The following is a 15,595-nucleotide window of genomic DNA, read 5'->3' on the forward strand; positions in this document are numbered from 1 at the left end:
AAATGATGAACCTGGCTGTAGCGCTGTTTCTCAAAGACGGAAGCCGTCTTCAGGCTTTTTCAGTGCTTTTCCATAGCCCTGGCAAAAAAATGCGCGCCGGATTCCAGCCCTGAACGCACGAATAGTAAACAGCACTTGCTTAAGCTGCGTAATTCCGTATAATGCGCGGGCTTGTCAATATTGACGGCAGGTTCAATCAGAACCGGAGCAATGCAGTTTGTTGCTTAACAATGCTTCCAATCGGGAAGCTATGTAAAAACGATTACACTCCCCCATCAATCGTAATGGGTGCGAGGAGTAATTATTTTCGTCTATAAATAATTGGAGCTCTGGTCTCATGCAGAACCAAAGAATCCGTATCCGCTTGAAAGCGTTTGATCATCGTCTGATCGATCAATCAACCGCCGAAATCGTCGAGACTGCTAAGCGCACTGGTGCGCAAGTACGTGGTCCGATCCCGCTGCCGACCCGCAAAGAGCGCTTTACCGTTCTGATCTCTCCGCACGTTAACAAAGACGCGCGCGATCAGTACGAAATTCGCACTCACAAGCGTCTGGTTGACATCGTTGAGCCAACCGAGAAAACCGTTGATGCTCTGATGCGTCTGGATCTGGCTGCCGGTGTAGACGTGCAGATCAGCCTGGGTTAATCAGGTCATTGAGCGATTGAGAGGTTGAAACAATGATTGGTTTAGTCGGTAAAAAAGTGGGTATGACCCGTATCTTCACTGAAGACGGCGTTTCTATCCCAGTAACCGTTATCGAAGTAGAAGCAAACCGTGTTACTCAGGTTAAAGACCTGGCTAACGACGGCTACCGTGCAATTCAGGTTACCACTGGTGCTAAAAAAGCTAACCGTGTAACCAAGCCGGAAGCTGGTCACTTCGCTAAAGCTGGCGTTGAAGCTGGCCGTGGTCTGTGGGAATTCCGCCTGGCAGACGGCGAAGAGTTCACTGTTGGTCAGAGCATCAGCGTTGAACTGTTTGCAGAAGTGAAAAAAGTTGACGTAACTGGCACCTCTAAAGGTAAAGGTTTCGCAGGTACCGTTAAGCGCTGGAACTTCCGTACCCAAGACGCTACCCACGGTAACTCCTTGTCTCACCGCGTTCCGGGTTCTATCGGTCAGAACCAGACTCCGGGCAAGGTGTTCAAAGGCAAGAAAATGGCAGGTCAGCTGGGTAACGAACGTGTAACCGTTCAGAGCCTGGACGTAGTACGTGTTGACGCTGAGCGCAACCTGCTGCTGGTTAAAGGTGCTGTTCCCGGTGCAACCGGTAGCAACCTGATCGTTAAACCAGCTGTGAAGGCGTGAGGAGATAGCAATGGAATTAGTATTGAAAGACGCGCAAAGCGCGCTGACTGTTTCCGAAACTACCTTCGGTCGTGATTTCAACGAAGCGCTGGTACACCAGGTTGTAGTTGCTTACGCAGCTGGTGCTCGTCAGGGTACTCGTGCTCAGAAGACCCGTGCTGAAGTAACTGGTTCCGGTAAAAAGCCGTGGCGCCAGAAAGGTACCGGCCGTGCGCGTTCAGGTTCTATCAAGAGCCCGATCTGGCGTTCCGGTGGCGTAACCTTCGCTGCTCGCCCGCAGGACCACAGTCAAAAAGTTAACAAAAAGATGTACCGCGGCGCGCTGAAAAGCATCCTGTCCGAACTGGTACGTCAAGATCGTCTGATCGTTGTCGAGAAGTTCTCTGTAGAAGCGCCGAAAACTAAGCTGCTGGCTCAGAAACTGAAAGACATGGCTCTGGAAGATGTGCTGATCATCACCGGTGAACTGGATGAGAATCTGTTCCTGGCTGCACGCAACCTGCACAAGGTTGACGTACGTGACGCAGTGAGCATCGATCCGGTAAGCCTGATCGCCTTCGACAAAGTCGTAATGACGGCTGACGCTGTTAAGCAAGTTGAGGAGATGCTGGCATGATTCGTGAAGAACGTTTGCTGAAGGTGCTGCGTGCACCGCACGTTTCTGAGAAAGCGTCTACTGCGATGGAAAAAACCAACACCATCGTTCTCAAAGTTGCCAAAGACGCGACTAAAGCAGAAATCAAAGCTGCTGTGCAGAAACTGTTTGAAGTCGAAGTCGAAGTCGTTAACACCCTGGTCGTTAAAGGGAAAGTTAAACGTCACGGACAGCGTATCGGTCGTCGTAGCGACTGGAAAAAAGCTTACGTCACCCTGAAAGAAGGCCAGAACCTGGACTTCGTTGGCGGCGCTGAGTAAGTCGGAGGAGTAATACAATGGCAGTTGTTAAGTGTAAACCGACATCTCCGGGTCGTCGCCACGTTGTTAAAGTGGTTAACCCTGAGCTGCACAAGGGCAAACCTTTTGCTCCGTTGCTGGAAAAAAACAGCAAATCCGGTGGTCGTAACAACAATGGTCGCATCACCACTCGTCACATCGGTGGTGGCCACAAGCAGGCTTACCGTATTGTTGACTTCAAACGCAACAAAGATGGTATCCCGGCAGTTGTTGAGCGTCTTGAGTACGATCCGAACCGTTCCGCGAACATCGCGCTGGTTCTGTACAAAGACGGCGAACGCCGTTACATTCTGGCCCCGAAAGGCCTGAAAGCGGGCGACCAGATTCAGTCTGGCGTTGATGCTGCAATTAAAGCGGGTAACACCCTGCCGATGCGCAACATCCCGGTTGGTTCTACCGTTCATAACGTAGAAATGAAACCAGGTAAAGGCGGTCAGCTGGCGCGTTCTGCTGGTACTTACGTTCAGATCGTGGCTCGCGATGGTGCTTATGTCACCCTGCGTCTGCGTTCTGGTGAAATGCGTAAAGTCGAAGCAGATTGCCGCGCGACTCTGGGCGAAGTTGGCAATGCTGAGCATATGCTGCGCGTTCTGGGTAAAGCCGGTGCTGCACGCTGGCGTGGTGTTCGTCCTACCGTTCGCGGTACTGCGATGAACCCAGTCGACCACCCACACGGTGGTGGTGAAGGTCGTAACTTTGGTAAGCACCCGGTAACTCCGTGGGGCGTTCAGACCAAAGGTAAGAAGACCCGCAGCAACAAGCGTACTGATAAATTTATCGTACGTCGCCGTAGCAAATAATATTAGAGGATAAGCCATGCCACGTTCTCTCAAGAAAGGTCCTTTTATTGACCTGCACTTGCTGAAGAAGGTAGAGAAAGCGGTGGAAAGCGGAGACAAGAAGCCCCTGCGCACTTGGTCCCGTCGTTCAACGATCTTTCCTAACATGATCGGTTTGACCATCGCTGTCCATAATGGTCGTCAGCACGTTCCAGTCTTTGTTTCCGACGAAATGGTCGGTCACAAACTGGGTGAATTCGCACCGACTCGTACTTATCGCGGCCACGCTGCTGATAAAAAAGCGAAGAAGAAATAAGGTAGGAGGAAGAGATGGAAACTTTAGCTCAACATCGCCATGCTCGTTCTTCTGCTCAGAAGGTTCGCCTTGTTGCTGACCTGATTCGCGGTAAGAAAGTGTCGCAGGCCCTGGACATCCTGACCTATACCAACAAGAAAGCTGCGGTATTGGTTAAGAAAGTACTGGAATCTGCCATTGCTAACGCTGAACACAACGATGGCGCTGACATTGACGATCTGAAAGTTGCGAAAATTTTCGTAGACGAAGGCCCGAGCATGAAGCGCATTATGCCGCGTGCGAAAGGTCGTGCAGATCGCATCCTGAAGCGCACCAGCCACATCACTGTGGTTGTGTCCGATCGCTGAGACTCTGGAGACTAGCAATGGGTCAGAAAGTACATCCTAATGGTATTCGCCTGGGTATTGTAAAACCATGGAACTCTACCTGGTTTGCGAACACCAAAGAATTCGCTGACAACCTGGACAGCGACTTTAAAGTACGTCAGTACCTGACTAAGGAACTGGCTAAAGCGTCCGTATCTCGTATCGTTATCGAGCGTCCGGCTAAGAGCATCCGTGTGACCATTCACACCGCTCGCCCGGGTATCGTTATCGGTAAGAAAGGCGAAGACGTAGAAAAACTGCGCAAGGTCGTAGCGGATATCGCTGGCGTTCCTGCTCAGATCAATATCGCCGAAGTTCGTAAACCTGAACTGGACGCAAAACTGGTTGCTGACAGCATCACTTCTCAGCTGGAACGTCGTGTTATGTTCCGTCGTGCGATGAAGCGTGCTGTACAGAACGCAATGCGTCTGGGCGCTAAAGGTATCAAAGTTGAAGTTAGCGGCCGTCTGGGCGGCGCGGAGATCGCACGTACTGAATGGTACCGTGAAGGTCGTGTTCCGTTGCACACCCTGCGTGCTGACATTGACTACAACACCTCTGAAGCGCACACCACTTACGGTGTAATCGGCGTTAAAGTGTGGATCTTCAAAGGCGAGATCCTGGGTGGTATGGCTGCTGTTGAACAACCGGAAAAACCGGCTGCTCAACCTAAAAAGCAGCAGCGTAAAGGCCGTAAATAAGGAGCGTCGCTGATGTTACAACCAAAGCGTACAAAATTCCGTAAAGTGCACAAAGGCCGCAACCGTGGTCTGGCGCAGGGTACGGATGTTAGCTTCGGCACTTTCGGTCTGAAAGCTGTTGGCCGTGGTCGTCTGACTGCCCGTCAGATCGAAGCAGCACGTCGTGCTATGACCCGTGCAGTTAAGCGTCAAGGTAAGATCTGGATCCGTGTATTCCCGGACAAACCGATCACCGAAAAGCCGCTCGAAGTGCGTATGGGTAAAGGTAAAGGTAACGTGGAGTATTGGGTTGCCTTGATTCAGCCGGGTAAAGTCCTGTATGAAATGGACGGAGTACCGGAAGAGCTGGCCCGTGAAGCATTCAAGCTGGCAGCAGCGAAACTGCCGATTAAAACCACCTTTGTAACTAAGACGGTGATGTAATGAAAGCAAAAGAGCTGCGTGAGAAAAGTGTTGAAGAGCTGAACACCGAGCTGCTGAACCTGCTGCGTGAGCAGTTCAACCTGCGTATGCAGGCTGCAAGTGGCCAGCTGCAACAGTCTCACCTGTTGAAGCAAGTGCGTCGTGATGTCGCACGCGTTAAGACTTTACTGACTGAGAAGGCGGGTGCGTAATGACCGATAAAATCCGTACTCTGCAAGGTCGCGTTGTTAGCGACAAAATGGAGAAATCCATTGTTGTTGCTATCGAACGTTTTGTGAAACACCCGATCTACGGTAAATTCATTAAGCGTACGACCAAACTGCACGTACATGACGAGAACAACGAATGCGGTATCGGCGACAAGGTTGAAATCCGTGAATGCCGTCCGCTGTCCAAGACTAAGTCCTGGACGCTGGTTCGCGTTGTAGAGAAAGCGGTTCTGTAATACAGTAGCCTTTCTCAATACAAATAAACGGCTCAGCGATGAGCCGTTTATTTTTTCTACCCATATGTAGGAACCGGTGTTATAATGCCGCGCCCTCGATTATGGGGCTTTTTAACGACCCGATTTATTGGGTCCCGAAGTAGTAGTTGACATTAGCGGAGCACTGAAATGATCCAAGAACAGACTATGCTGACCGTGGCCGACAACTCCGGCGCACGTCGCGTAATGTGTATCAAGGTTCTGGGTGGCTCGCACCGTCGCTACGCAGGCGTCGGCGACATCATCAAAATTACCATCAAGGAAGCAATTCCTCGCGGTAAGGTGAAAAAAGGCGATGTCCTGAAGGCGGTAGTGGTGCGCACCAGGAAGGGCGTTCGTCGCCCGGACGGTTCTGTCATTCGCTTCGATGGCAATGCATGCGTTATTTTAAACAATAACAGCGAGCAGCCAATCGGCACGCGTATTTTTGGGCCGGTAACTCGTGAACTGCGTAATGAAAAGTTCATGAAAATTATCTCTCTGGCACCAGAAGTACTCTAAGGAGCGAATCATGGCAGCTAAAATCCGTCGTGATGACGAAGTTATCGTGTTAACCGGTAAAGATAAAGGTAAGCGCGGTAAAGTTAAGAATGTCTTGTCTTCCGGCAAGCTCATCGTTGAAGGTATCAACCTGGTTAAGAAACATCAGAAGCCGGTTCCGGCCCTGAATCAACCAGGTGGCATCGTTGAAAAAGAAGCTGCTATTCAGGTTTCTAACGTTGCAATCTTCAATGCGGCAACCGGCAAGGCTGACCGTGTAGGTTTTAGATTCGAAGACGGCAAAAAAGTCCGTTTCTTCAAGTCTAATAGCGAAACTATCAAGTAATTTGGAGTAGTACGATGGCGAAACTGCATGATTACTACAAAGACGAAGTAGTTAAGAAACTCATGACTGAGTTTAACTACAATTCTGTCATGCAAGTCCCTCGGGTCGAGAAGATCACCCTGAACATGGGTGTTGGTGAAGCGATCGCTGACAAGAAACTGCTGGATAACGCAGCAGCTGATCTGGCAGCAATCTCCGGTCAAAAACCGTTGATCACCAAAGCACGCAAATCTGTTGCAGGCTTCAAAATCCGTCAGGGCTATCCGATCGGCTGTAAAGTGACTCTGCGTGGCGAACGCATGTGGGAGTTCTTTGAGCGTCTGATCACTATTGCTGTACCGCGTATCCGTGACTTCCGTGGCTTGTCCGCTAAGTCTTTCGACGGTCGTGGTAACTACAGCATGGGTGTCCGTGAGCAGATCATCTTCCCGGAAATCGATTACGATAAAGTCGATCGCGTTCGTGGTTTGGATATTACCATTACCACTACTGCGAAATCCGATGATGAAGGCCGTGCTCTGCTGGCTGCCTTTGACTTCCCGTTCCGCAAGTAAGGTAGGGTTACTTCATGGCTAAGCAATCAATGAAAGCACGCGAAGTAAAACGCGTAGCTTTAGCTGAAAAATACTTCGCTGTACGCGCTGAACTGAAAGCGATCATTTCTGATGTGAACGCTTCTGACGAAGATCGTTGGAATGCCGTTCTCAAGCTGCAGTCTCTGCCGCGTGATTCCAGCCCGTCTCGTCAGCGTAACCGCTGCCGCCAAACTGGTCGTCCGCACGCTTTCCTGCGGAAGTTCGGGTTGAGCCGTATTAAGGTCCGTGAAGCCGCTATGCGCGGTGAAATTCCGGGTCTTAAGAAGGCTAGCTGGTAATTGTCACCAATTGAATCACGGGAGTAAAGACAGATGAGCATGCAAGATCCGATCGCGGATATGCTGACCCGTATCCGTAACGGTCAATCCGCGAATAAAACTGCGGTCACCATGCCTTCCTCCAAGCTGAAAGTGGCAATTGCCAACGTGCTGAAGGAAGAAGGTTTTATTGAAGATTTTAAAATTGAAGGCGACACCAAGCCGGAACTGGAACTGACTCTTAAGTATTTCCAGGGCAAGGCTGTGGTAGAAAGCATTCAGCGTGTCAGCCGCCCAGGTCTGCGCATCTATAAGAAAAAAGATGAGCTGCCGAAAGTAATGGCTGGTTTAGGTATCGCTGTCGTATCTACCTCTAAAGGTGTTATGACCGATCGTGCAGCGCGCCAGGCTGGTCTTGGTGGCGAAATTATCTGCTACGTAGCGTAATCGGAGGAAAAAATGTCTCGTGTTGCTAAGGCACCGGTCGTTATTCCTGCCGGCGTAGAGGTAAAACTCAACGGTCAGGTTATTTCGATCAAAGGTAAAAACGGCGAGCTGACTCGTACTCTCAACGATGCTGTTGAAGTGAAACAAGCAGACAACGCCCTGACTTTCGGTCCGCGTGATGGTTTCGTGGATGGATGGGCTCAGGCGGGTACTGCTCGTGCACTGCTGAACTCAATGGTTATCGGTGTTACCGAAGGCTTCACTAAGAAGCTGCAGCTGGTTGGTGTAGGTTATCGTGCAGCGGTTAAAGGCAATGTAGTAAACCTGGCTCTGGGTTTCTCACATCCTGTTGACCATCAACTGCCGGCAGGGATTACTGCTGAATGTCCGTCCCAGACTGAAATCGTGCTGAAAGGCGCTGATAAGCAGCTGATCGGTCAGGTTGCAGCTGATCTGCGCGCCTACCGTCGTCCTGAGCCTTATAAAGGCAAGGGTGTTCGTTACGCCGACGAAGTCGTGCGTACCAAAGAGGCTAAGAAGAAGTAAGGTAACACTATGGATAAGAAATCTGCTCGTATCCGTCGTGCGACCCGCGCACGCCGCAAGCTCAAAGAGCTGGGTGCAACTCGCCTGGTGGTACATCGTACCCCGCGTCATATTTACGCACAGGTAATTGCACCGAATGGTTCTGAAGTTCTGGTAGCAGCTTCTACTGTTGAAAAAGCTATCACTGAACAACTGAAGTACACTGGGAACAAAGACGCTGCTGCTGCTGTTGGTAAAGCAGTTGCTGAACGCGCTCTGGAAAAAGGTATCAAAGAAGTTTCCTTTGACCGTTCTGGTTTCCAATATCATGGTCGTGTCCAGGCACTGGCAGATGCTGCCCGTGAAGCTGGCCTTCAGTTCTAAGGTAGAGGTGTAAGATGGCTCACATCGAAAAACAAGCTGGCGAACTGCAGGAAAAGCTGATCGCGGTTAACCGCGTATCTAAAACCGTAAAAGGTGGTCGTATTTTCTCCTTCACAGCTCTGACTGTAGTAGGCGATGGTAACGGTCGCGTTGGTTTTGGTTACGGTAAAGCACGCGAAGTTCCGGCAGCCATCCAGAAAGCGATGGAAAAAGCTCGTCGCAATATGATTAACGTCGCGCTGAACCACGGCACCCTGCAGCACCCGGTTAAAGGTGTTCACACGGGTTCTCGTGTATTCATGCAGCCGGCTTCCGAAGGTACCGGTATCATCGCCGGTGGTGCAATGCGCGCCGTTCTGGAAGTCGCTGGAGTTCATAACGTACTGGCTAAAGCGTACGGTTCCACCAACCCGATTAACGTGGTTCGTGCAACTATCGATGGCCTGGAAAATATGAATTCTCCAGAAATGGTCGCTGCCAAGCGTGGTAAATCCGTTGAAGAAATTCTGGGGTAATGACCATGGCAAAGACTATTAAAATTACTCAAACCCGCAGTGCAATCGGTCGTCTGCCGAAACACAAGGCAACGCTGCTTGGCCTGGGTCTGCGTCGTATTGGCCACACCGTAGAGCGCGAGGATACTCCTGCTGTACGCGGTATGGTTAACGCGATTTCCTACATGGTTAAAGTTGAGGAGTAAGAGATGCGTTTAAATACTCTGTCTCCGGCCGAAGGGTCTAAGCACGCTTCCAAGCGTCTGGGTCGTGGTATCGGTTCTGGCCTCGGTAAAACCGGTGGTCGTGGTCACAAAGGTCAGAACTCTCGTTCTGGCGGTGGCGTACGTCGCGGTTTCGAAGGTGGTCAGATGCCGTTATACCGTCGTCTGCCGAAATTCGGTTTTACTTCTCGTAAAGCAATGGTCACTGCAGAAGTTCGTCTGTCTGACCTGGCTAAAGTAGAAGGCGATGTCGTTGACCTGAACACGCTGAAAGCTGCAAACATTATCGGTATCCAGATCGAGTTCGCGAAAGTGATCCTGTCTGGCGAGGTAACTCGTCCGGTAACTGTACGCGGTCTGCGTGTTACTAAAGGCGCTCGTGCTGCTATCGAAGCTGCTGGCGGTAAAACTGAGGAATAAGTAGCAGATGGCTAAACAACCGGGATTAGATTTTCAAAGTGCCAAAGGTGGTCTTGGCGAACTGAAACGCAGACTGCTGTTTGTTATCGGTGCGCTGATTGTGTTCCGTATTGGCTCTTTTATTCCGATCCCTGGTATTGATGCCGCTGTACTTGCCAAACTGCTTGATCAACAGCGTGGCACCATCATTGAAATGTTCAACATGTTCTCTGGTGGTGCTCTTAGCCGAGCTTCAATCTTTGCTTTGGGTATTATGCCGTATATTTCGGCATCCATTATTATCCAGCTGTTAACGGTCGTTCATCCGGCCCTGGCAGAGCTTAAGAAAGAAGGGGAGTCTGGTCGTCGTAAGATTAGCCAGTACACCCGTTACGGTACGTTGGTGTTGGCAATATTTCAGTCGATCGGTATTGCTACCGGTCTGCCGAATATGCCTGGAATGCAGGGCCTGGTTATTAACCCAGGCTTTGCGTTCTACTTCACCGCTGTTGTAAGTCTGGTTACAGGGACGATGTTCCTGATGTGGCTCGGCGAACAGATTACTGAGCGTGGTATCGGTAACGGTATCTCAATCATTATCTTCGCTGGTATCGTTGCGGGCCTCCCGCCAGCCATTGGCCATACGATTGAGCAAGCGCGTCAAGGCGACCTGCACTTCCTCCTGTTGCTGTTGGTTGCAGTATTAGTATTTGCAGTGACCTTCTTTGTTGTTTTCGTAGAGCGTGGTCAACGCCGCATTGTGGTGAACTATGCGAAGCGTCAACAAGGTCGTCGTGTCTATGCTGCACAGAGCACACATTTACCGCTGAAAGTGAATATGGCGGGGGTTATCCCGGCAATTTTCGCTTCCAGTATTATTCTGTTCCCGGCGACCATCGCGTCATGGTTCGGGGGCGGTACCGGTTGGAACTGGCTGACAACAATTTCGCTGTATTTGCAGCCTGGGCAACCGCTTTATGTGTTACTCTATGCGTCTGCAATCATCTTCTTCTGTTTCTTCTATACCGCGTTGGTTTTCAACCCGAGAGAAACAGCTGATAACCTGAAGAAGTCCGGTGCATTTGTACCAGGAATTCGTCCGGGAGAGCAAACGGCGAAGTATATCGATAAAGTAATGACTCGCCTGACTTTAGTTGGCGCGCTTTATATTACTTTTATCTGCCTGATCCCGGAGTTCATGCGTGATGCAATGAAAGTGCCGTTCTACTTCGGTGGGACCTCACTGCTAATCGTTGTTGTCGTCATTATGGACTTTATGGCTCAAGTGCAAACTCTGATGATGTCCAGTCAGTACGAGTCTGCATTGAAGAAAGCGAACCTCAAAGGCTATGGCCGTTAATGGTCGCTTAAGAAGTTACGGAGAGTAAAAATGAAAGTTCGTGCTTCCGTCAAGAAATTATGCCGTAACTGCAAAATCGTTAAGCGTGATGGCGTCATCCGCGTGATTTGCAGTGCCGAGCCGAAGCATAAACAGCGTCAAGGCTGATTTATCTCGCATATTTTTCTTGCAAAGTTGGGTTGAGCTGGCTAGATTAGCCAGCCAATCTTTTGTATGTCTATGCGTTTTCCATTTGAGTATCCTGAAAACGGGCTTTTCAGCATGGGGCGCATAATTAAATAGTAGGAGTGCATAGTGGCCCGTATAGCAGGCATTAACATTCCTGATCAGAAACATACCGTGATCGCGTTAACGTCGATCTACGGTGTCGGCAAGACTCGCTCCAAGGCCATCTGCGCCGCTGCGGGTATCGCTGAAGATGTTAAGATCAGTGAGCTGTCTGAAGAACAAATCGACACGCTGCGTGACGAAGTTGCCAAATTTGTCGTTGAAGGTGATCTGCGCCGTGAAGTGAGCATGAGCATCAAGCGTCTGATGGACCTTGGTTGCTATCGCGGTTTGCGTCATCGTCGTGGTCTCCCGGTTCGCGGTCAGCGTACCAAGACCAACGCACGTACCCGTAAGGGTCCGCGCAAACCGATCAAGAAATAATCGGGGTGATTGAATAATGGCAAAGGCACCAATTCGTGCACGTAAACGTGTAAGAAAACAAGTCTCTGACGGCGTGGCTCATGTCCATGCTTCTTTCAACAACACCATCGTGACTATTACCGATCGTCAAGGTAACGCGTTGGGTTGGGCAACTGCCGGTGGTTCCGGTTTCCGTGGTTCTCGCAAATCCACTCCGTTTGCAGCTCAGGTTGCAGCAGAGCGTTGCGCAGAAGCCGTGAAAGAATACGGTATCAAGAACCTGGAAGTTATGGTTAAGGGACCGGGTCCGGGTCGCGAATCTACCATTCGTGCTCTGAACGCCGCTGGTTTCCGCATCACTAATATTACTGATGTGACTCCGATCCCTCACAACGGTTGTCGTCCGCCGAAAAAACGTCGCGTATAACGCTCGTTTTTAGGAATGTTGGAGAAAGAAAATGGCAAGATATTTGGGTCCTAAGCTCAAGCTGAGCCGTCGCGAGGGTACAGACTTATTCCTGAAGTCTGGCGTTCGCGCGATCGATACCAAGTGTAAAATTGAACAAGCTCCTGGCCAGCACGGTGCGCGTAAACCGCGTCTGTCTGACTATGGTGTGCAGTTGCGTGAAAAGCAAAAAGTTCGCCGTATCTACGGTGTGCTGGAGCGTCAGTTCCGTAACTACTATAAAGAAGCAGCACGTCTGAAAGGCAACACCGGTGAAAACCTGTTAGCTCTGCTGGAAGGTCGTCTGGACAACGTTGTATACCGTATGGGTTTTGGCGCTACTCGTGCTGAAGCACGTCAGCTGGTTAGCCATAAAGCTATCATGGTAAACGGTCGTGTTGTTAACATCGCTTCTTATCAGGTTAGCCCGAACGACGTAATCAGCATTCGTGAGAAAGCGAAAAAGCAATCTCGCGTGAAAGCAGCTCTGGAGCTGGCTGAGCAGCGTGAAAAGCCAACTTGGCTGGAAGTTGATGGTGGCAAGATGGAAGGTACGTTTAAGCGTAAGCCTGAGCGTTCTGATCTGTCTGCGGACATTAACGAACACCTGATCGTCGAGCTTTACTCCAAGTAAAGCTTAGTACCAAAGAGAGGACACAATGCAGGGTTCTGTGACAGAGTTTCTAAAACCGCGCCTGGTAGATATCGAGCAAGTGAGTTCGACGCACGCCAAGGTGACCCTTGAGCCTTTAGAGCGTGGCTTTGGCCATACTCTGGGTAACGCACTGCGCCGTATTCTGCTTTCATCGATGCCGGGTTGCGCGGTGACTGAGGTTGAGATTGATGGTGTACTGCACGAGTACAGCACCAAAGAAGGTGTTCAGGAAGATATCCTGGAAATCCTGCTTAACCTGAAAGGGCTGGCGGTAAGAGTTCAAGGTAAAGATGAAGTTATCCTTACCCTGAATAAATCTGGCATTGGCCCTGTGACTGCAGCCGATATCACCCATGATGGAGATGTCGAAATCGTCAAGCCGCAGCACGTGATCTGCCACCTGACCGATGAAAACGCAGCTATTAGCATGCGTATCAAAGTTCAGCGCGGTCGTGGTTATGTGCCGGCTTCTGCCCGAATTCATTCGGAAGAAGATGAGCGCCCAATCGGCCGTCTGCTGGTCGACGCATGCTATAGCCCTGTAGAGCGTATTGCCTACAATGTTGAAGCAGCGCGTGTAGAACAGCGTACCGACCTGGACAAGCTGGTCATCGAAATGGAAACCAACGGCACAATCGATCCTGAAGAGGCGATTCGTCGTGCGGCGACCATTCTGGCTGAACAACTGGAAGCTTTCGTTGACTTACGTGATGTACGTCAGCCGGAAGTGAAAGAAGAAAAACCAGAATTCGATCCGATCCTGCTGCGCCCTGTTGACGATCTGGAATTGACTGTCCGCTCTGCTAACTGCCTCAAGGCAGAAGCTATCCACTATATCGGTGATCTGGTACAGCGTACCGAGGTTGAGTTGCTGAAAACGCCGAACCTGGGTAAAAAATCTCTTACTGAGATTAAAGACGTGCTGGCCTCCCGTGGTCTGTCTCTGGGCATGCGCCTGGAAAACTGGCCGCCGGCAAGCATTGCTGACGAGTAACCGGATCACAGGTTAAGGTTTTACTGAGAAGGATAAGGTCATGCGCCATCGTAAGAGTGGTCGTCAACTGAACCGCAACAGCAGCCATCGCCAGGCTATGTTCCGCAACATGGCAGGTTCTCTGGTTCGTCATGAGATCATCAAGACGACCCTGCCTAAAGCGAAAGAGCTGCGTCGCGTAGTTGAGCCGCTGATTACTCTTGCCAAGACTGATAGCGTTGCTAATCGTCGTCTGGCATTCGCCCGCACTCGTGATAACGAGATCGTAGCAAAACTGTTTAACGAGCTGGGCCCGCGTTTCGCGAGCCGCGCCGGTGGTTACACTCGCATTCTGAAGTGTGGCTTCCGTGCAGGCGACAACGCGCCGATGGCATACATCGAGCTGGTTGATCGCTCTGAGTCGAAAGCAGAAGCTGCTGCAGAGTAATCTGTAGTATCGTAAAAAAACCCGCCTCGGCGGGTTTTTTTATATCCACTCATTCTCACCTGTTATAATTCATTTCTTTTCCAAAGCCCGGAACAGCGCAATGTGGTTAATCGATCAATGGGCTGAGCAACGAATTCTGGAAGCCCAAAATAAAGGCGAACTGGATAACCTTCCCGGAACAGGCCAGAAACTGGTGCTGGATGACGACACTCACGTGCCGCCGGACCTGCGTGCAGGATATCGGCTTCTGAAGAATTCGGGGTTTTTGCCTCCTGAACTGCTACAGCGTAAAGAAGCGGTTGAACTCTCTGAGCTACTTCACAGCCTTAACCCCGAACAGCCAGAATATGCCGCGTTAAAAAAGCAATTGCTGTTGCTGGAAATGAAGCTGCGTCAGGCGGGTATGAATACCGACTTTCTCCGTACATCCTATGGATTATCCATCGAGGAAAAACTTGCTAAGGAGTAACCATGTATAAAATTGGTGAGTTAGCGAAGCTGGCTGAGGTCACGCCCGATACGATCCGCTTTTATGAAAAGCGGCAGATGATGGATCATGAAATTCGTACTGAAGGTGGGTTCCGGTTATACAGTGAAAACGATTTACAGCGGCTGAAGTTTATTCGTTATGCCCGCCAACTGGGTTTCACGTTGGAATCCATTCGTGAGCTGCTGTCGATCCGCATCGATCCCGAACATCATACCTGCCAGGAATCTAAAGGGATCGTGCAGGCAAGACTCCATGAAGTCGAAGAAAAAATTCATGAGCTTGAGCTTATGCGCGTGTCGTTACAGCGGTTAAACGCAACTTGCTGCGGCACAGCCCATAGCAGCGTCTATTGTTCTATTCTGGAAGCGCTGGAGCAGGGCGCAAATGGCCCGGCGCGTTGATTTTTCAATCAGTGAGTATTACACTCGCGGCACATTCCAAAGGAGAGAGTCATGAGCAGTTATAAGCATACCCGGGGGCAGATTAAAGAGAATGCACTCGAAGCACTGTTACACGATCCGTTATTCAGACAACGCGTCGAGAAAAATGTAAAAGGCAAAGGAAGCTATCAAAGAAAAGGAAAACACAAAGGGCGGGGTAACTGGGAGGCCAGTGGTAAACAAGCTAACAGCTTATTTTCCACTGGCCTTCTGCTTTCCTGGCGTTAATTAAATACGTTCTTTCTGTTGTTTCAAAATATCGCGAATTTCTGTCAGGAGAACTTCTTCTTTAGTTGGCGCAGGCGGTGCCTTCGGTTCTTCTTTTTTCTTACGGTTCAGTTTATTAATGAGTTTGATAGCCATAAAGATAGCGAAGGCTACGATGATGAAATCAAAGACATTCTGAATGAACACCCCGTAATGCATGACTACAGCAGGCGTATCACCCACTGCCGGGCGCAGGGTAAGGGCGAACTGCTTAAAATCAATACCCCCGATCAGTAAGCCCAGCGGCGGCATAATAATATCGGCAACCAACGAAGAAACAATTTTCCCGAATGCCGCACCAATAATTACACCCACTGCCAAATCAACCACATTTCCGCGCATCGCGAATTCGCGGAACTCTTTTAACATACTCATTTTATTCTCCTTATCTGGGCTAGCTTC

The 15,595-nt window shown here is 50.2% G+C and carries 32 protein-coding genes; 31 read left to right on the forward strand and 1 reads right to left on the reverse strand.

Annotated features, from left to right (window positions below; all coding sequences use genetic code 11):
* The first annotated feature begins 337 nt into the window (after positions 1-337).
* The 31 genes from rpsJ (at position 338) to ACVV26_RS02080 (ending at position 15,154) form a co-directional block, all read left to right on the forward strand.
* Positions 338-649 (forward strand): 30S ribosomal protein S10, encoded by a 312-nt coding sequence (gene rpsJ, locus ACVV26_RS01930; protein ID WP_001181005.1) that lies wholly within the window; start codon positions 338-340, stop codon positions 647-649.
* 32 nt (positions 650-681) lie between these two features.
* A complete protein-coding gene (gene rplC / locus ACVV26_RS01935) occupies positions 682-1,311 on the forward strand; it encodes a 50S ribosomal protein L3 (RefSeq protein ID WP_125295715.1) in 630 nt (209 codons plus the stop codon).
* A 10-nt stretch (positions 1,312-1,321) separates the two neighbouring features.
* Positions 1,322-1,927, forward strand: a complete 606-nt coding sequence (gene rplD / locus ACVV26_RS01940) for a 50S ribosomal protein L4 (RefSeq protein ID WP_002438727.1) — start codon at positions 1,322-1,324, stop codon at positions 1,925-1,927.
* On the forward strand, positions 1,924-2,226 hold the full coding sequence (gene rplW, locus ACVV26_RS01945) for a 50S ribosomal protein L23 (protein WP_000617546.1): 303 nt from the start codon (positions 1,924-1,926) through the stop codon (positions 2,224-2,226). Before rplD ends, rplW begins: the two co-directional genes overlap by 4 nt.
* Before the next feature lie 17 nt (positions 2,227-2,243).
* On the forward strand, positions 2,244-3,065 hold the full coding sequence (rplB, locus tag ACVV26_RS01950) for a 50S ribosomal protein L2 (protein ID WP_000301859.1): 822 nt from the start codon (positions 2,244-2,246) through the stop codon (positions 3,063-3,065).
* A gap of 16 nt (positions 3,066-3,081) precedes the next feature.
* Positions 3,082-3,360 (forward strand): 30S ribosomal protein S19, encoded by a 279-nt coding sequence (gene rpsS / locus ACVV26_RS01955; protein WP_001138115.1) that lies wholly within the window; start codon positions 3,082-3,084, stop codon positions 3,358-3,360.
* Positions 3,361-3,374: 14 nt separating this feature from the next.
* Positions 3,375-3,707, forward strand: a complete 333-nt coding sequence (gene rplV, locus ACVV26_RS01960; protein ID WP_002919773.1) for a 50S ribosomal protein L22 — start codon at positions 3,375-3,377, stop codon at positions 3,705-3,707.
* A 17-nt stretch (positions 3,708-3,724) separates the two neighbouring features.
* Entirely contained in the window at positions 3,725-4,426 is a 702-nt protein-coding gene (rpsC, locus tag ACVV26_RS01965; protein ID WP_000529945.1) for a 30S ribosomal protein S3, read from the forward strand.
* 12 nt (positions 4,427-4,438) lie between these two features.
* Complete coding sequence (rplP, locus tag ACVV26_RS01970) at positions 4,439-4,849, forward strand: 50S ribosomal protein L16 (RefSeq protein WP_002438716.1); 411 nt, start codon at positions 4,439-4,441, stop codon at positions 4,847-4,849.
* Positions 4,849-5,040 (forward strand): 50S ribosomal protein L29, encoded by a 192-nt coding sequence (gene rpmC, locus ACVV26_RS01975; protein WP_000644742.1) that lies wholly within the window; start codon positions 4,849-4,851, stop codon positions 5,038-5,040. Before rplP ends, rpmC begins: the two co-directional genes overlap by 1 nt.
* Positions 5,040-5,294 (forward strand): 30S ribosomal protein S17, encoded by a 255-nt coding sequence (gene rpsQ / locus ACVV26_RS01980; RefSeq protein WP_002438707.1) that lies wholly within the window; start codon positions 5,040-5,042, stop codon positions 5,292-5,294. Before rpmC ends, rpsQ begins: the two co-directional genes overlap by 1 nt.
* Positions 5,295-5,462: 168 nt before the next feature.
* The gene (gene rplN / locus ACVV26_RS01985) at positions 5,463-5,834 is read left to right on the forward strand and encodes a 50S ribosomal protein L14 (RefSeq protein WP_002438705.1); all 372 of its coding nucleotides are present in this window, start codon (positions 5,463-5,465) and stop codon (positions 5,832-5,834) included.
* A 10-nt stretch (positions 5,835-5,844) separates the two neighbouring features.
* Complete coding sequence (rplX, locus tag ACVV26_RS01990) at positions 5,845-6,159, forward strand: 50S ribosomal protein L24 (protein ID WP_004106345.1); 315 nt, start codon at positions 5,845-5,847, stop codon at positions 6,157-6,159.
* Between the two features lie 14 nt (positions 6,160-6,173).
* On the forward strand, positions 6,174-6,713 hold the full coding sequence (gene rplE, locus ACVV26_RS01995; RefSeq protein WP_002438703.1) for a 50S ribosomal protein L5: 540 nt from the start codon (positions 6,174-6,176) through the stop codon (positions 6,711-6,713).
* A 14-nt stretch (positions 6,714-6,727) separates the two neighbouring features.
* Positions 6,728-7,033 (forward strand): 30S ribosomal protein S14, encoded by a 306-nt coding sequence (gene rpsN / locus ACVV26_RS02000; protein ID WP_002438702.1) that lies wholly within the window; start codon positions 6,728-6,730, stop codon positions 7,031-7,033.
* A gap of 33 nt (positions 7,034-7,066) precedes the next feature.
* Complete coding sequence (gene rpsH, locus ACVV26_RS02005) at positions 7,067-7,459, forward strand: 30S ribosomal protein S8 (protein WP_312985879.1); 393 nt, start codon at positions 7,067-7,069, stop codon at positions 7,457-7,459.
* Between the two features lie 12 nt (positions 7,460-7,471).
* A complete protein-coding gene (gene rplF, locus ACVV26_RS02010; protein WP_312985881.1) occupies positions 7,472-8,005 on the forward strand; it encodes a 50S ribosomal protein L6 in 534 nt (177 codons plus the stop codon).
* Positions 8,006-8,014: 9 nt separating this feature from the next.
* Positions 8,015-8,368 (forward strand): 50S ribosomal protein L18, encoded by a 354-nt coding sequence (rplR, locus tag ACVV26_RS02015; protein ID WP_002438699.1) that lies wholly within the window; start codon positions 8,015-8,017, stop codon positions 8,366-8,368.
* Positions 8,369-8,382: 14 nt separating this feature from the next.
* Positions 8,383-8,883, forward strand: coding sequence for a 30S ribosomal protein S5 (gene rpsE, locus ACVV26_RS02020; RefSeq protein WP_002438697.1), 501 nt, complete (start codon positions 8,383-8,385; stop codon positions 8,881-8,883).
* Positions 8,884-8,888: 5 nt separating this feature from the next.
* A complete protein-coding gene (gene rpmD / locus ACVV26_RS02025) occupies positions 8,889-9,068 on the forward strand; it encodes a 50S ribosomal protein L30 (protein ID WP_002438695.1) in 180 nt (59 codons plus the stop codon).
* 3 nt (positions 9,069-9,071) lie between these two features.
* Positions 9,072-9,506: a 50S ribosomal protein L15 gene (rplO, locus tag ACVV26_RS02030; RefSeq protein ID WP_002438693.1), complete on the forward strand. Its 435-nt coding sequence runs from the start codon at positions 9,072-9,074 to the stop codon at positions 9,504-9,506.
* A 7-nt stretch (positions 9,507-9,513) separates the two neighbouring features.
* On the forward strand, positions 9,514-10,845 hold the full coding sequence (secY, locus tag ACVV26_RS02035; protein ID WP_125295717.1) for a preprotein translocase subunit SecY: 1,332 nt from the start codon (positions 9,514-9,516) through the stop codon (positions 10,843-10,845).
* Positions 10,846-10,875: 30 nt separating this feature from the next.
* Positions 10,876-10,992 carry a 50S ribosomal protein L36 gene (gene rpmJ, locus ACVV26_RS02040; protein ID WP_000868187.1) on the forward strand — a complete coding sequence of 39 codons (117 nt, stop codon included), beginning with the start codon at positions 10,876-10,878 and terminating at the stop codon, positions 10,990-10,992.
* A gap of 147 nt (positions 10,993-11,139) precedes the next feature.
* The gene (gene rpsM, locus ACVV26_RS02045; RefSeq protein ID WP_002438688.1) at positions 11,140-11,496 is read left to right on the forward strand and encodes a 30S ribosomal protein S13; all 357 of its coding nucleotides are present in this window, start codon (positions 11,140-11,142) and stop codon (positions 11,494-11,496) included.
* Positions 11,497-11,512: 16 nt separating this feature from the next.
* On the forward strand, positions 11,513-11,902 hold the full coding sequence (gene rpsK, locus ACVV26_RS02050; protein WP_002438687.1) for a 30S ribosomal protein S11: 390 nt from the start codon (positions 11,513-11,515) through the stop codon (positions 11,900-11,902).
* 31 nt (positions 11,903-11,933) lie between these two features.
* The gene (gene rpsD / locus ACVV26_RS02055; RefSeq protein ID WP_474799755.1) at positions 11,934-12,554 is read left to right on the forward strand and encodes a 30S ribosomal protein S4; all 621 of its coding nucleotides are present in this window, start codon (positions 11,934-11,936) and stop codon (positions 12,552-12,554) included.
* A 25-nt stretch (positions 12,555-12,579) separates the two neighbouring features.
* Positions 12,580-13,569 (forward strand): DNA-directed RNA polymerase subunit alpha, encoded by a 990-nt coding sequence (locus ACVV26_RS02060; protein WP_002919219.1) that lies wholly within the window; start codon positions 12,580-12,582, stop codon positions 13,567-13,569.
* A gap of 40 nt (positions 13,570-13,609) precedes the next feature.
* Positions 13,610-13,996: a 50S ribosomal protein L17 gene (gene rplQ, locus ACVV26_RS02065; RefSeq protein WP_001216372.1), complete on the forward strand. Its 387-nt coding sequence runs from the start codon at positions 13,610-13,612 to the stop codon at positions 13,994-13,996.
* 100 nt (positions 13,997-14,096) lie between these two features.
* The gene (locus ACVV26_RS02070; protein ID WP_474799756.1) at positions 14,097-14,465 is read left to right on the forward strand and encodes a DnaJ family domain-containing protein; all 369 of its coding nucleotides are present in this window, start codon (positions 14,097-14,099) and stop codon (positions 14,463-14,465) included.
* Between the two features lie 2 nt (positions 14,466-14,467).
* Complete coding sequence (gene zntR / locus ACVV26_RS02075) at positions 14,468-14,887, forward strand: Zn(2+)-responsive transcriptional regulator (RefSeq protein ID WP_474799757.1); 420 nt, start codon at positions 14,468-14,470, stop codon at positions 14,885-14,887.
* Between the two features lie 51 nt (positions 14,888-14,938).
* A complete protein-coding gene (locus ACVV26_RS02080; RefSeq protein WP_474799758.1) occupies positions 14,939-15,154 on the forward strand; it encodes an alternative ribosome-rescue factor A in 216 nt (71 codons plus the stop codon).
* Here ACVV26_RS02080 and mscL read toward each other — a convergent pair whose 3' ends face one another.
* A complete protein-coding gene (gene mscL / locus ACVV26_RS02085; protein WP_125295721.1) occupies positions 15,155-15,568 on the reverse strand; it encodes a large-conductance mechanosensitive channel protein MscL in 414 nt (137 codons plus the stop codon). It lies immediately after the preceding gene.
* Between the last annotated feature and the right edge of the window lie 27 nt (positions 15,569-15,595).

This window comes from Atlantibacter sp. MEI4A-1023 (assembly GCF_056155425.1).

Coding starts and splice junctions, on each gene's coding strand:
- ACVV26_RS02080 (WP_474799758.1), top strand. CDS start 14,939: ATGAGCAGTTATAAGCATACCCGGGGGCAGATTAAAGAGAATGCACTC.
- rplO (WP_002438693.1), top strand. CDS start 9,072: ATGCGTTTAAATACTCTGTCTCCGGCCGAAGGGTCTAAGCACGCTTCC.
- zntR (WP_474799757.1), top strand. CDS start 14,468: ATGTATAAAATTGGTGAGTTAGCGAAGCTGGCTGAGGTCACGCCCGAT.
- rplX (WP_004106345.1), top strand. CDS start 5,845: ATGGCAGCTAAAATCCGTCGTGATGACGAAGTTATCGTGTTAACCGGT.
- rpsH (WP_312985879.1), top strand. CDS start 7,067: ATGAGCATGCAAGATCCGATCGCGGATATGCTGACCCGTATCCGTAAC.
- rpsC (WP_000529945.1), top strand. CDS start 3,725: ATGGGTCAGAAAGTACATCCTAATGGTATTCGCCTGGGTATTGTAAAA.
- rplF (WP_312985881.1), top strand. CDS start 7,472: ATGTCTCGTGTTGCTAAGGCACCGGTCGTTATTCCTGCCGGCGTAGAG.
- ACVV26_RS02060 (WP_002919219.1), top strand. CDS start 12,580: ATGCAGGGTTCTGTGACAGAGTTTCTAAAACCGCGCCTGGTAGATATC.
- rpmJ (WP_000868187.1), top strand. CDS start 10,876: ATGAAAGTTCGTGCTTCCGTCAAGAAATTATGCCGTAACTGCAAAATC.
- ACVV26_RS02070 (WP_474799756.1), top strand. CDS start 14,097: ATGTGGTTAATCGATCAATGGGCTGAGCAACGAATTCTGGAAGCCCAA.
- rpsQ (WP_002438707.1), top strand. CDS start 5,040: ATGACCGATAAAATCCGTACTCTGCAAGGTCGCGTTGTTAGCGACAAA.
- rplV (WP_002919773.1), top strand. CDS start 3,375: ATGGAAACTTTAGCTCAACATCGCCATGCTCGTTCTTCTGCTCAGAAG.
- rplC (WP_125295715.1), top strand. CDS start 682: ATGATTGGTTTAGTCGGTAAAAAAGTGGGTATGACCCGTATCTTCACT.
- rpsK (WP_002438687.1), top strand. CDS start 11,513: ATGGCAAAGGCACCAATTCGTGCACGTAAACGTGTAAGAAAACAAGTC.
- rplW (WP_000617546.1), top strand. CDS start 1,924: ATGATTCGTGAAGAACGTTTGCTGAAGGTGCTGCGTGCACCGCACGTT.
- rpsE (WP_002438697.1), top strand. CDS start 8,383: ATGGCTCACATCGAAAAACAAGCTGGCGAACTGCAGGAAAAGCTGATC.
- secY (WP_125295717.1), top strand. CDS start 9,514: ATGGCTAAACAACCGGGATTAGATTTTCAAAGTGCCAAAGGTGGTCTT.
- rpsD (WP_474799755.1), top strand. CDS start 11,934: ATGGCAAGATATTTGGGTCCTAAGCTCAAGCTGAGCCGTCGCGAGGGT.
- rpsJ (WP_001181005.1), top strand. CDS start 338: ATGCAGAACCAAAGAATCCGTATCCGCTTGAAAGCGTTTGATCATCGT.
- rpsS (WP_001138115.1), top strand. CDS start 3,082: ATGCCACGTTCTCTCAAGAAAGGTCCTTTTATTGACCTGCACTTGCTG.
- rpmD (WP_002438695.1), top strand. CDS start 8,889: ATGGCAAAGACTATTAAAATTACTCAAACCCGCAGTGCAATCGGTCGT.
- rplD (WP_002438727.1), top strand. CDS start 1,322: ATGGAATTAGTATTGAAAGACGCGCAAAGCGCGCTGACTGTTTCCGAA.
- rplN (WP_002438705.1), top strand. CDS start 5,463: ATGATCCAAGAACAGACTATGCTGACCGTGGCCGACAACTCCGGCGCA.
- rplR (WP_002438699.1), top strand. CDS start 8,015: ATGGATAAGAAATCTGCTCGTATCCGTCGTGCGACCCGCGCACGCCGC.
- rplE (WP_002438703.1), top strand. CDS start 6,174: ATGGCGAAACTGCATGATTACTACAAAGACGAAGTAGTTAAGAAACTC.
- mscL (WP_125295721.1), bottom strand. CDS start 15,568: ATGAGTATGTTAAAAGAGTTCCGCGAATTCGCGATGCGCGGAAATGTG.
- rpmC (WP_000644742.1), top strand. CDS start 4,849: ATGAAAGCAAAAGAGCTGCGTGAGAAAAGTGTTGAAGAGCTGAACACC.
- rplQ (WP_001216372.1), top strand. CDS start 13,610: ATGCGCCATCGTAAGAGTGGTCGTCAACTGAACCGCAACAGCAGCCAT.
- rpsN (WP_002438702.1), top strand. CDS start 6,728: ATGGCTAAGCAATCAATGAAAGCACGCGAAGTAAAACGCGTAGCTTTA.
- rplB (WP_000301859.1), top strand. CDS start 2,244: ATGGCAGTTGTTAAGTGTAAACCGACATCTCCGGGTCGTCGCCACGTT.
- rplP (WP_002438716.1), top strand. CDS start 4,439: ATGTTACAACCAAAGCGTACAAAATTCCGTAAAGTGCACAAAGGCCGC.